Origin of the sequence: Streptomyces sp. NPDC004539, assembly GCF_040610055.1 — a bacterium.
GTDB lineage: Bacteria > Actinomycetota > Actinomycetes > Streptomycetales > Streptomycetaceae > Streptomyces.
This window is the reverse complement of the sequence record NZ_JBEXLS010000001.1, coordinates 586,580-599,137: the sequence shown is the minus strand read 5'-3', so window position 1 is coordinate 599,137 and position 12,558 is coordinate 586,580. Positions and strand designations below refer to the sequence as shown.

At 69.8% G+C, this 12,558-nt stretch carries 10 protein-coding genes and 1 riboswitch; of the genes, 6 read left to right on the top strand and 4 right to left on the bottom strand.

Going from position 1 to position 12,558, the window contains the following annotated elements:
- Positions 1 to 67 precede the first annotated feature (67 nt).
- The 6 genes from ABZX85_RS02590 to ABZX85_RS02565 all read left to right on the top strand — a co-directional run bounded on the left by ABZX85_RS02590 (position 68) and on the right by ABZX85_RS02565 (position 6,621).
- Positions 68 to 1,237 carry an HD domain-containing protein gene (locus ABZX85_RS02590; protein ID WP_355862316.1) on the top strand — a complete coding sequence of 390 codons (1,170 nt, stop codon included), beginning with the start codon at positions 68 to 70 and terminating at the stop codon, positions 1,235 to 1,237.
- Between the two features lie 72 nt (positions 1,238 to 1,309).
- Positions 1,310 to 2,299 (top strand): hypothetical protein, encoded by a 990-nt coding sequence (locus ABZX85_RS02585; RefSeq protein WP_355862314.1) that lies wholly within the window; start codon positions 1,310 to 1,312, stop codon positions 2,297 to 2,299.
- A 123-nt stretch (positions 2,300 to 2,422) separates the two neighbouring features.
- Positions 2,423 to 3,073 carry a peptide deformylase gene (gene def, locus ABZX85_RS02580; protein ID WP_355861852.1) on the top strand — a complete coding sequence of 217 codons (651 nt, stop codon included), beginning with the start codon at positions 2,423 to 2,425 and terminating at the stop codon, positions 3,071 to 3,073.
- A 450-nt stretch (positions 3,074 to 3,523) separates the two neighbouring features.
- Positions 3,524 to 4,432 (top strand): multidrug MFS transporter, encoded by a 909-nt coding sequence (locus ABZX85_RS02575; protein WP_355861850.1) that lies wholly within the window; start codon positions 3,524 to 3,526, stop codon positions 4,430 to 4,432.
- Positions 4,433 to 5,881: a cytochrome P450 gene (locus ABZX85_RS02570; RefSeq protein WP_355861848.1), complete on the top strand. Its 1,449-nt coding sequence runs from the start codon at positions 4,433 to 4,435 to the stop codon at positions 5,879 to 5,881. It abuts the gene before it with no gap.
- Between the two features lie 68 nt (positions 5,882 to 5,949).
- Complete coding sequence (locus ABZX85_RS02565; RefSeq protein WP_355861846.1) at positions 5,950 to 6,621, top strand: hypothetical protein; 672 nt, start codon at positions 5,950 to 5,952, stop codon at positions 6,619 to 6,621.
- Between the two features lies 1 nt (position 6,622).
- Here ABZX85_RS02565 and ABZX85_RS02560 read toward each other — a convergent pair whose 3' ends face one another.
- The 4 genes from ABZX85_RS02560 to ABZX85_RS02545 all read right to left on the bottom strand — a co-directional run bounded on the left by ABZX85_RS02560 (position 6,623) and on the right by ABZX85_RS02545 (position 12,443).
- Positions 6,623 to 7,639, bottom strand: coding sequence for a ribonucleotide-diphosphate reductase subunit beta (locus tag ABZX85_RS02560; RefSeq protein ID WP_355861844.1), 1,017 nt, complete (start codon positions 7,637 to 7,639; stop codon positions 6,623 to 6,625).
- Positions 7,639 to 10,005: a ribonucleoside-diphosphate reductase subunit alpha gene (locus ABZX85_RS02555; protein ID WP_355861842.1), complete on the bottom strand. Its 2,367-nt coding sequence runs from the start codon at positions 10,003 to 10,005 to the stop codon at positions 7,639 to 7,641. The genes ABZX85_RS02560 and ABZX85_RS02555 overlap by 1 nt, the downstream gene beginning before the upstream one ends.
- Positions 10,006 to 10,134: 129 nt before the next feature.
- Positions 10,135 to 10,267: riboswitch (cobalamin riboswitch) on the bottom strand.
- Between the two features lie 311 nt (positions 10,268 to 10,578).
- Positions 10,579 to 12,189, bottom strand: a complete 1,611-nt coding sequence (mctP, locus tag ABZX85_RS02550; RefSeq protein ID WP_355861840.1) for a monocarboxylate uptake permease MctP — start codon at positions 12,187 to 12,189, stop codon at positions 10,579 to 10,581.
- Entirely contained in the window at positions 12,186 to 12,443 is a 258-nt protein-coding gene (locus ABZX85_RS02545; RefSeq protein WP_355861838.1) for a DUF3311 domain-containing protein, read from the bottom strand. The genes mctP and ABZX85_RS02545 overlap by 4 nt, the downstream gene beginning before the upstream one ends.
- Between the last annotated feature and the right edge of the window lie 115 nt (positions 12,444 to 12,558).

Genomic DNA, 12,558 nt, shown 5'->3' with positions numbered 1-12,558 from the left:
GCGGGCCCACCCGCTCCGGCTCGCCGCCCTGCACGCCTGCGCCGCCCTCGCCGTCACCGTCTGTTCCGTGCTGACCTGCGTCGACGGGCTGAAGGAGGGCACGATCGTGCTGGCCTTCGGGACGCTGATCGCCGTCGGTGAGGCGCTGCGCTGGAGCGGGCCCGGCGTCCGGGACATGGCGCCGCTCGGGGCCGCCGGCTCGCTGGCGTACGCGCTCCTCGGGGACGACGCCGGCTCGCCCACCGGGCACGGGGTCGCCCAGGTCGTCGCCGTGGTGGCCGTCGCCTCGCTGCTCGGGAACGTCCCGCACATCGCCCGGGGCCGCTCCGGCGCCGTCGACCATCTCGTCCGGCGCGTGCTGTCCGTGGGGTTCGCGGCGCTGTGCTTCCAGCCGCTGGTCAACCGGGGCCTCCTCGCGGACGGGCCCGGGTACGCCGTCCTGCTGCTGGCGCTGCTCGTGCTGACCGCGCTGTGCGACGCCGTCCTCGCGGCGGCCCTCCAGCACGCCCGCACCGGCTGGCCGTACGGGCCCCTGCTGCGGGACGAGCTGCGGGCCGTGCCCGGGATCGGGTCGGCGGTCTGCGCGACCGGCGCGGTGACGGCGCTCGCGGTGGCCGTCGTCGGACTGTGGGCGCTGCCGCTGTTCTCGGTGCCGCTGCTGCTGACTCAGGTCGCGCTCCGGCGGTACGCGGCCGTGCGGGCGACCTACCGGCAGACCATCGCCTCCCTCGCGCGCGCCACCGAGATCGCCGGGTACACGCCCGCCGGGCACGCCCACCGCGTCGCCGCGCTCTGCCAGGCCGTCGGCCGTGAACTCGGGCTCACCGAACCCGAGTCGACCGTCCTGGAGTACGCGGCGCTCATGCACGACATCGGCCAGCTCAGCCTCGTCGACCCGGTCCCCGAGGGCGCCACCTCCGGCCTGCCGCCCGAGGAGCAGCGCCGGATCGCGCTCCTCGGCGGGGCCGTCGTCCGGCAGACCGGCGCGAGCGCCCAGGTCGCGGCCGTCGTCGAACGCCAGGCGGACCCGGGACCCCAGCAGCCGAGGGCCGCGCGGATCGTCCGGGTCGTCAACGCCTACGAGGAGAAGGCGCGCGCCTCGGGGCCGCTGAACGCGCTGGAGGAGCTGCGCCTCGGGACGGGCGGGGAGTACGCCCCCGAGGTCGTCGCCGCGCTGGCCCGTGTCCTGTCCCGCGGCCCGTCCCACCCCGCTCGCCCTTGGGTAACCCATGGGTAGCGAGCGCCCTCCCGGCCGTACATGGTTTGATGCGAGGAAGAGAGGGTGTCCGGGGAACGGGCGGGTGGTGATGTGAGGATCTTCGGCAAGGGACGGCACCGGCCCTCCGCCTCCTGGCGGCAGGCCACCGATCGCGCGTTCACGCTGATCGGCGACGGGCGGTACGAGGACGCGGGCGCGCTGCTGACCCGCGCCGCCGATCTGGAGCCCTGGCTGTCGGAGTCCTGGTTCAACCTGGCGCTGCTGCACAAGTTCCGGCACGACTGGGAGCAGGCGCGGGCCGCCGGGCTGCGGGCCGTCGCCCTCCTCGACAAGGACGCGGGCGCCCCCGACTGGTGGAACGTCGGCATCGCCGCGACCGCCCTCCAGGACTGGCCGCTGGCCCGCCGTGCCTGGCAGGCGTACGGGCTGCGGGTCCCGGGCGGTTCGGGCGGCGCGGGCTCCTCCGCCGAACCGGTCGGCATGGACCTCGGCAGCGCCGCCGTCCGGCTCTCGCCGGAGGGGGAGGCCGAGGTGGTGTGGGGACGGCGGCTCGACCCCGCGCGCGTGGAGGTGCTGTCCATCCCGCTGCCGTCGTCCGGGCGGCGCTGGGGCGAGGTCGTCCTGCACGACGGCGTCCCGCACGGCGAGCGGACCACGTCCGCCGGGCACTCCTACCCCGTCTTCGACGAGATCGAGCTGTGGGCGCCGTCGCCCGTGCCGACCTGGGTGGTCCTCCTGGAGGCCGGTACCGAGGCCGACCGGGACGCGCTGGAGCAGCTCGCCGCCGAGGCCGGGTTCGCCGCCGAGGACTGGTCGTCGTCGGTGCGGCTGCTGTGCCGGATGTGCTCCGAGTCGCGGATGCCGTCCGACGAGGGCGACGGGGAGCACCTCGATCCCCACGACCACAGCGAGCCGGGCCAGCCGGGACCGCTGGGCCACCGGACGGACGGGCAGCTGTGGGTGCCGGAGCGCGAGTGCGGGGTGGCTGCGCCGGCTTCGCTGGTCAGGGGGTTGCTTGATGGGTGGGTCGCGGACAGCCCCGACTCCAGGGACTGGCGGGATCTCGAAGAGGTCTGCTGAGGCCGTTTCCCGGGTGCAGGAACGTTGTGGCTGGTCGCGCCGTTCCCCGCGCCCCTGAGGGGCGCGATCCCCTTACCCTGTATCGAGCATTTTCCCGTTGGTTTCAGAGAGGCTTACCTCGTCATGGCGCAGCAGGACACCGATCAGCAGCACGCGGGCGTGCTCCCCGTGGACGACGAGGGCTTCGTCATCGACACCGAGGACAACGAGGCACGGGAGGCGGCCTACCGGGAGCGCGGGACCTCGCTGCCCATCACCGTCGTCGGCAACCCGGTGCTGCACAAGGAGTGCAAGGACGTCACCGAGTTCGACGAGTCCCTGCTGAAGCTCGTCGACGACATGTTCGCCTCGCAGCGCACCGCCGAGGGCGTCGGCCTCGCCGCGAACCAGGTCGGCGTCGACCTGAAGGTGTTCGTCTACGACTGCCCGGACGACGACGGGGTGCGCCACACCGGCGTCGTCTGCAACCCGAAGCTCGTCGAACTCCCCGCCGACAAGCGCCGGCTGGACGACGGCAACGAGGGCTGCCTGTCCGTGCCGACCGCATATGCCGAACTGGCCCGCCCCGACTACGCCGAGGTCACCGGGCAGGACGAGCGGGGCAACCCGATCAAGGTCCGCGGCACCGGCTTCTTCGCACGGTGTTTGCAGCACGAGACCGACCACCTCTACGGCTACCTGTACATCGACCGCCTCTCCAAGCGCGACCGCAAGGACGCCCTGCGGCAGATGGCCGAGAACGAGCCCCGCTACCCCGTGGTCGCCAACGACTGACACCCCGCCGCACGAGACGACGCCCGGCCCGGAACCCCCTCCGGCCGGGCGTCGTTCGTATGTCCGTCGCACGTTCGATCGCTTAAGCGCACCTTCTGATCCATAACCAGTCACAGAGGGGTGGAATCTCAGCATTCTGGGGTAGTGAAAGAAGCAAATCCGTTCCCAGAGCGGTCAGTTGTGGTGCTGAATGGGCAGAGCGGGGATACGCAACGGCGCACGCCCGGCACAGCGGGAGGAGTGTGCGCGACAGGCGGCCGAGAGGGGTTGTTCGTGCCAGCTTTCCCACCGAGCACCACCACATACAGCAGGAGCGGTGGCACACGGGGTGCCGCGGTTCCGCCGTCGCTGAGTCTGCCGGTCGTCGAGACCGAGTTTCCCCGTCGGCTGCACCCGTATTGGCCGCGACTACAGCAGAACACCCGGCAGTGGCTGCTGGATAAGCGGCTCATGCCCCCCGACAAGGTCGCGGAATATGCCGACGGCTTGTGCTACACGGACTTGATGGCGGGCTACTACCTCGGCGCCCCCGACGCGGTCCTCCAGGCCGTCGCCGACTACAGCGCCTGGTTCTTCGTCTGGGACGACCGCCACGACCGCGACATCGTGCACGGCCGCACCGCCGCTTGGCGGCGCCTCAAGTCCCGGCTCCACCAGGCCCTCGACGCCCCGAAGGCCCATCTGCACCACCAGGACCCGCTGGTCGCGGCCCTCGCGGACAGCGTCCTGCGGCTCCACGGCTTCCTGCCCGCCACCTGGAACGCCCGCTTCGCCCGGCACTTCCACGAAGTGATCGACGCGTACGACCGTGAGTTCCGCAACCGCGTCGAGGCGCGCGTCCCCCCGGTCGAGGAATACCTCGCCCTCCGGCGCCTCACCTTCGCCCACTGGATATGGACGGATCTTCTGGAACCGGCCGCGGGGCACGAACTCCCGGACCGGGTGCGGAAACACCCCGCATTCCGGCGGGCCGCTCTCCTCAGCCAGGAATTCGCCGCCTGGTACAACGACCTCTGTTCCCTGCCCAAGGAAATAGCGGGCGACGAGGTGCACAATCTCGGAATCAGCCTCGTCGTCCATGAGGGGCTCACCCTGGAAGAGTCGGTGGAGGAACTCAGGCGACGAGTCCTCGAATGCATCGCCGATTTCCTCGACGCCGAACGGGAGACGCGGACGTTCGCGGCCGGAATCGGCGACAAGGAAATCCGCGACGCCGTACTGGCCTGTCTGGAGAACATGCGGAACTGGTTCAGTTCCGCGTACTGGTTCCACCACGAGTCCGGCCGGTACACGGTCGACAGCTGGGACGACCGGTCCACACCCCCTTATGTCGACGACGATCCGGCGGGAGAGAAATAGATGACCCTCGAATCGGTACGCCCCGCACCGGCGGAGCCGCCCCTCGCCGGCGGCGGCCTCCCGCTCCTCGGGCACGGCTGGAAACTGGCCCGCTCGCCGCTGGCGTTCTTCGCCGGACTGCGTGACCACGGAGACGTCGTCCGGCTCGGCCTCGGCCCCAAGACGGTGTACGCCGTCACCGCGCCCGAACTCGTCGGCGAGGTCGCCCTCAGCCCCGACTACATCATCGCCGGGCCGCTGTGGGAGTCGCTGGAGAGCCTCCTCGGCAAGGAGGGGGTCGCCACCGCCAACGGGCCCCTGCACCGGCGCCAACGCCGCACGATACAGCCCGCGTTCAGGCTCGACGCGATACCCGGGTACGGGCCGATCATGGAGGAGGAGGCGCGGGCGGTGGTCGAGCGGTGGCGCGGGGCGGACGTCCTCGACGTCACCGCCGAGTCGTTCCGGGTCGCCACCCGGATCGCCGCGCGCTGTCTCATGCGCGGGAGTTACATGGACGAGCGGGCCGACCGGATCTGCGCGGACCTCGCGAGCCTCTTCCGCGGTATGTACCAGCGCATGGTCGTGCCGCTCGGGCCGCTTTATCGCGTGCCGCTTCCGGCCAACCGGGAATTCAACCGGGCGCTGGCCGATTTGCACCTCCTGGTCGACGAGATCGTCGCCGACCGCCGGGCATCCCGTCAAAAGCCGGACGATTTGCTGACGGCTTTGCTGGAGGCGACGGACGAGAATGGCGAACCCATCGGAGAACAGGAGATCCACGACCAGGTCATCGCGATACTCACCCCGGGCAGCGAAACCGTCGGCTCCATGATCATGTCGTTGCTGCTGGTGCTCACCGAGTACCCCGAACACGCCGACAAGATCCGGGACGAGGTGAAAAACGTGGCGGGCGACCGGCCCGTGGGATTCGACGACGTCCGCAGTCTGGCGTACACCGGGAATGTCGTCGTGGAGACATTGCGGCTCTATCCGGCCGTATGGATATTGACCCGGCGCGCGGTCACCGACACAACCCTGGGCGGATACCGCATTCCCGCCGGCGCCGACATCGTCTACAGCCCCTACGCGGTCCAGCGCGACCCCCGCTCCTACCGGGACGCCGAACGCTTCACCCCCGACCGCTGGCTCCCCGGCGCCTCCGAGGAGGTCCCCAAACACGCCATGAGCCCCTTCAGCGTCGGCAACCGCAAGTGCCCCAGCGACCACTTCTCCATGGCCGAGATGACCCTCCTCACCGCCTCCATCGCCTCGGCGTTCACCTTCGAGCAGACAAAGGACTCGGACCCCCGCCACCGCATCGGCATCACCCTGCGCCCCCGGGACCTGAGGCTGCGGCCGGTGGCCAGGCAGGGGGCGGATATCCTCACGGAACCTGTGACAAAGGGGGGTTCGTGCGAGGAAGAAGCGGAAGAATCTGGGCCGCGGCCGGTGGTGCCGCGGCCCTGACGCTGGTGACGGCGACCGGGGCACACGCGGCGCCGGTTCCCGGAGAGGGCAGGGGGAACGTCACCCTGGTGTCGACCGTCGTCAACGGCGGCAGGAGCGTCACGGTCGGGACGGCGGGCCGGATCTCCTACCCGATCGCCGTCACCGTCAAGGACGACTCCGGGATCAAAGGGCTCAGGCGGCTGAGCACGTTCAACCGGTCCAACCTCTACGGGTTCGTCGAGTGGAGCGGGACGACCTGCGTCAAGAAGTCGAGGACGACGTCCGTGTGCACCGGGACGATGACCGCCGACGCCTACTGGATCCGGGACAGCGACGACATCGACAGCAACCGGGTCGCCGGGGAGTGGACGGTCAACCTGAGCGTGGAGGCCCAGGACGGTGACCACCGGGTCTACTACGGTGCCGCCGCCTACAAGGTCCGGCGGGCGGCCAAGCTCACCGTCGCCGCACCCGCCAAGGCCGGCAAGGGCACCCGGATCGCCGTCACCGGGCAGCTCACGCAGGCCAACTGGGAGAGCCGGAAGTACCAGGGGTACGCGAAGCAGACGGCGATGCTCCAGTTCAGGAAGAACGGCGCCGCCCGGTACAGCACGGTGAGGACCGTGAAGACGGGCGGCGCCGGGAAGATCAGCACCGAGGTCGCGGTGACGGCCTCGGGGAGCTGGCGGTGGTACTACCCCGGCACGGACGCGGTCGCTTCCGCCGCGTCGGCCGGGGTCGCCGTGACCCTGAAGTAGCTCAGAAGTCCTCGTCCAGGTCGACCGTGCCCTCCACGGCGACCTGGTACGCGGACGGGCGGCGCTCGAAGAAGTTGGTCAGTTCCTGGACGCCCTGGAGCTCCATGAAGGAGAAGGGGTTCTCGGAGCCGTAGACCGGGGCGAAGCCGAGGCGGGCCAGGCGCTGGTCGGCGACGCACTCCAGGTACTGGCGCATCGACTCGGTGTTCATGCCGGGCAGGCCGTCGCCGCAGAGGTCGCGGGCGAACTGGAGCTCCGCCTCGACGGCCTCCTTCAGCATGTCGGTGACCTGCTGCTGGAGGGCCTCGTCGAAGAGCTCCGGCTCCTCCTTGCGGACCGTGTCGACGACCTCGAACGCGAACGACATGTGCATCGTCTCGTCCCGGAACACCCAGTTGGTGCCGGTCGCCAGGCCGTGCAGGAGACCCCGGCTGCGGAACCAGTAGACGTACGCGAAGGCACCGTAGAAGAACAGGCCCTCGATGCACGCGGCGAAGCAGATCAGGTTGAGGAGGAAGCGGCGCCGGTCGGCCTGCGTCTGGAGGCTGTCCAGCTTCTCGACCTCGTTGATCCACTTGAAGCAGAACTCGGCCTTCTCGCGGATCGAGGGGATGTTCTCGACCGCCGCGAACGCCGCGTTGCGGTCCTCCGGGTCGGGCAGGTAGGTGTCGAGCAGCGTCAGATAGAATTGGACGTGCACGGCCTCCTCGAAGAGCTGACGCGACAGGTACAGCCGCGCCTCCGGGGAGTTGATGTGCTTGTACAGCGTCAGCACGAGGTTGTTCGCGACGATCGAGTCACCCGTCGCGAAGAACGCCACCAGCCGGCCGATGAGGTGCTGCTCCATCGGCGACAGCTTCGCGAGGTCCGCGACGTCCGAGTGGAGGTCGACCTCCTCGACCGTCCACGTGTTCTTGATCGCGTCCCGGTAGCGCTCGTAGAAGTCCGGGTAGCGCATCGGACGAAGCGTCAGCTCGAAGCCGGGGTCGAGCAGGTTCTTCTGGGCTTCGGTGGTCATTACTGGCATGCCTCGCAGGACTCGGGGTTTTCGAGGGAGCAGGCGACCGCGTCGGGGTCCGTGGCCTGCTGCACCGGGATGGGGGCCTGCGCCTGGGCGGCGCGGGCGATGCGCGTCGCCGGGCGCGAGCGCAGGTAGTACGTCGTCTTCAGCCCGGACTTCCAGGCGTACGCGTACATCGAGGAGAGCTTGCCGATCGTCGGCGTCTCCAGGAACAGGTTCAGGGACTGCGCCTGGTCCAGGTACGGCGTCCGCGCGGCGGCCATGTCGATCAGACCGCGCTGCGGGATCTCCCACGCCGTGCGGTACAGCGCCCGCACCTCGTCCGGAATCCACACGAAGTCCTGCACCGAGCCGTTGGCCTCGCGCAGCGCCTCACGGGTCCGGGCGTCCCACACGCCGAGGTCCTTCAGATCCTGCACCAGGTACGAGTTGACCTGGAGGAACTCACCGGAGAGCGTCTCGCGCTTGAACAGGTTGGACACCTGCGGCTCGATGCACTCGTAGACGCCCGCGATGGACGCGATCGTCGCGGTCGGCGCGATCGCCAGCAGCAGCGAGTTGCGCAGCCCGGTCGACGCGATCCGCTCCCGCAGCGCCGCCCACCGCTCCGGCCACGTGAACTCGACGCCGAAGTGGTCGGGGTGCAGCACACCACGCGCCGTACGGGTCTTCTCCCACGCGGGCAGCGGACCGGACCGCTCGGCGAGGTCCGCGGACGCCTCGTACGCGGCCAGCATGATCCGCTCGGCGATCCGCGTCGACAGGGCCTTCGCCTCGGCGGAGTCGAACGGGACGCGCAGCTTGAAGAAGACGTCCTGGAGACCCATCGCGCCCAGGCCCACCGGACGCCACTTCGTGTTGGAGCGGCCCGCCTGCTCGGTCGGGTAGAAGTTGATGTCGACGACGCGGTCGAGGAAGGTCACGGCGGTGCGGACGGTCTCGTCCAGCCGCTCCCAGTCGATGTCGCCACCGGTCACGAACGCGCCCAGGTTCACCGAACCCAGGTTGCAGACGGCCGTCTCGCCGTCGTCCGTGACCTCCAGGATCTCCGTGCAGAGGTTGGAGGAGTGCACGACGTGCCCCGGCTCGGCGGTCTGGTTCGCCGTACGGTTCGCGGCGTCCTTGAACGTCATCCAGCCGTTGCCGGTCTGCGCGAGCGTCCGCATCATGCGGCCGTACAGGTCACGCGCCGGGATCGTCTTCCTGGCGAGACCTTTCGCCTCCGCCGCGCGGTACGCCGCGTCGAACTCGTCGCCCCACAGGTCGACCAGCTCCGGCACGTCCGACGGGGAGAACAGCGACCACTCCTGGTCCGCGTTGACCCGGCGCATGAACTCGTCCGGAATCCAGTGCGCGAGGTTCAGGTTGTGCGTCCGGCGGGCGTCCTCACCGGTGTTGTCCCGCAGCTCCAGGAACTCCTCGATGTCGGAGTGCCAGGTCTCCAGGTAGACCGCCGCCGCGCCCTTGCGCCGACCGCCCTGGTTGACGGCCGCCACACTCGCGTCCAGCGTCTTCAGGAACGGCACGATGCCGTTGGAGTGCCCGTTCGTGCCCCGGATCAGCGAACCCCGGGAGCGGATGCGGGAGTACGACAGACCGATGCCGCCGGCGTGCTTCGACAGCCGGGCGACCTGGTGGTAGCGGTCGTAGATGGAGTCCAGCTCGTCGACGGGGGAGTCGAGGAGGTAGCAGGACGACATCTGCGGGTGGCGGGTGCCGGAGTTGAAGAGGGTGGGGGAGGAGGGGAGGTAGTCGAGCCGGCTCATCAGGCCGTACAGCGCGGTGACTTCGTCCAGGGCGCGGACGGTGCTGTCCTCGGCCAGGCCCGACGCGACCCGGAGCAGGAAGTGCTGGGGGGTCTCGATCACCTTGCGGGTGATCGGGTGCCGCAGGAGGTAACGGCTGTGCAGGGTGCGCAGGCCGAAGTAGCCGAAGCGGTCGTCGGCGGCGGGGTCGATCAGGCCGTCGAGGTACGTGGCGTGCAGGGCGGCGAACTCCGCGGTGCGGTCGGCGATGAGGCCCTCGCGGTGACCCACGGAGACCGACTCCGTGAAGGTCGTCACACCCTGGGAGGCGGCCTCGGCGCGGATGCTGATCGTCAGGAGGCGGGCGGCGAGGCGGGAGTACGCCGGGTCCTCGGAGATCAGGCCGGCGGCGGCCTCGGTCGCGAGCTCGCGCAACTCGGCCTCGTCCGCCCGCGCGGAGCGGCCCCGCAGGGCGGCGGCGGCGACCCGGCCGGGGTCGGCGTCGGGGAGGTCGGCGGTCAGCTCCGTCAGGGTCCGCAGCAGCGCGGTTCCGGGACCGTCGTTCTCGGTCTCGACCGCCTGGACCTCTGAAACCGGTTCGACTGGCGCGATCGTCACGTGAGGCTCTCCCTCGCTCGGCAGGGGGCCTGGGGGAGGGCAGGGCAGCGCGAACGCACGGCGCGTTTGCACCCCGGCCCACTCCGCGAGGCCCGGACGTCAGGGCACGCCGAGCCGTCCTGGGTACGGCTGGGCGCGTGTGCTGTCGGCAGGTCCTCGGACTGACTCTCGTGTGCGTATGCGCACAAGTACACCGTTGCGGGACAGTTCCGGATTCACACCGGATTCCCCTGCGGCGACAGCGAGCATGAGCATACATCTAGTGCCGGGTTGTGGTGGCACCCCCAGATGTTGTGTCGTGTCGGCTTCGGAGTGTCAACTGTCGGGTGAGAATTGTGATGCGGGGGAGGGGGTGGGGCGTGCTGCGGGCTGCCGACTGCGGGCCCGCTGTGGCTGGTCGCGCAGTTCCCCGCGCCCCTGGGGGTGGTGGCCGACGGTGGTTCGCTGCGGGTCGTGCGACACAGGACCGCGCCCCTGGAAGCGCGCGGAGCGCATCTTCCAGGGGCGCGGGGCTGTATCGATCTGCGGCTACCGCCGCGCGGGCGCGAGCAACCACGACGGTGCCGCACCTGCCTAGTGGGCCGCTCCCGACGTCGCCGGAGGTAGCTCCGTCTGGACGCCCGGGTCGCCCGCGTCCGCTGTGTAGTCCTCGGGGCGGGTCTCGTCGATGCCGTCGGGGGCCTTGGCCGCCCGCAGGACGAACGTCAGGACCACCGTGACCGCGACGTTCAGGACGAAGGCGGTGAGGCCGATGTAGCCGATCTCACCGATGCCGGGGATCTCCTTCGAGCTGCCGCCGAAGTGCTTCTGGGTCGGCGAGGCGACGCCGTACGCGGCGATCGTGCCGTAGAGCATGCCGACCGCCCAGCCGCCCAGCAGGGCCCAGCGGTGGAACCAGCGGGTGAAGAGACCGCCGACGAGGGCCGGGAAGGTCTGGAGAATCCAGATCCCGCCGAGGAGCTGGAAGTTGATGGCGACGGTCTTGTCCATCGTCAGGACGAAGACCAGCGCGCCCACCTTCACGAGCAGCGAGACCAGTTTCGAGACCTTGGTCTCCTGCGCCGGCGTCGCGTCGGGCTTGATGAAGTCTTTGTAGATGTTCCGCGTGAAGAGGTTGGCCGCCGCGATGGACATGATCGCGGCCGGCACCAGCGCCCCGATCCCGATCGCCGCGAACGCGACCCCCGCGAACCAGTCCGGGAACATGTTCTCGAACAGCTGAGGGATCGCCAGCTGCCCGTTCTTGACCTTCACCCCGGCGGCGATGGCCATGAACCCGAGCAGCGCCAGCAGCCCCAGCATCAGGGAATACAGCGGCAGGATCGTCGTGTTGCGCCGGATGACGTCGCGGCTCCGGGAGGAGAGAGTCGCCGTGATCGAGTGGGGGTACATGAACAGCGCCAGCGCCGAACCGAGCGCGAGCGTCGCGTACGTCCACTGCGCGCCCTGCGCCGGCACGAGCCCCCCGGCCCCGGCGGCCTCGTACTTCTCCCCGGCCTTCGCGAAGATCTCGTCGAACCCGCCCAGCTTGATCGGGATGTAGATGATCGCGACCGTGATGACGATGTAGATCAGCGTGTCCTTGACGAACGCGATCAGCGCCGGTGCCCGCAGCCCCGAGGAGTACGTGTACGCGGCCAGCACGCCGAAGGCGATCAGCAGGGGCAGGTCCTTGATGAACCAGTTCGTGTCCTCGCCGCCCCCGACGCCCATGACGTCGAGGACCGCCTGGATGCCGACGAGCTGGAGCGCGATGTACGGCATCGTCGCGAGGATGCCGGTGAGGGCGACCGCGAGGGACAGCCCCTTGGACCCGAACCGCCCGCGCACGAAGTCGGACGTGGTGACGTACCCGTGCTTGTGCGAGACGGACCACAGGCGGGGCAGGAACGTGAAGATGAGGGGGTAGACGAGGATCGTGTACGGCACCGCGAAGAACCCGGCCGCGCCGGCCGCGTACACCGCCGCCGGCACCGCGACGAACGTGTACGCCGTGTAGAGGTCCCCGCCGAGCAGGAACCAGGTCACCCAGGTCCCGAACGACCGCCCGCCGAGCCCCCATTCGTCCAGGGAGTGCTCGTTCTCCGCCTTGCGCCAGCGCGCCGCGAGGAACCCCATGACCGTGACGGCCAGGAAGAAGAAGATGAAGACGCCGAGCGCGACGCCGTTCACACCGTCGTTCACTTCGCCGCACCCCCCTTGCGGGCGCGCTGGTCACGCTGCCAGAGCTGGTACGCGGTCATCGTCAGCACCGTGGAGACCAGCACCCACAGCATCTGGTACCAGTAGAAGAACGGGATGCCGATGAACCGCGGGTTCACATCGGCATACGAACCGACCCACAGCAGCGCCACGAAGGGCGCGAACAGGCACAGGGCGATGACGACGCGCAAGGGCGTCACCACCGGTTCCCCGGCCTTCGGTGGGGTGTCTGACATCGGCGGCTCCGTCCCCTCGCTGAGATCACCAGTGATCACCAATGCAATGCGCAGGCAATCTAAGTGACGGATAAGCACAGGGGAAGCCTTGTTCGCAGATCGTCCTGATCCTGTG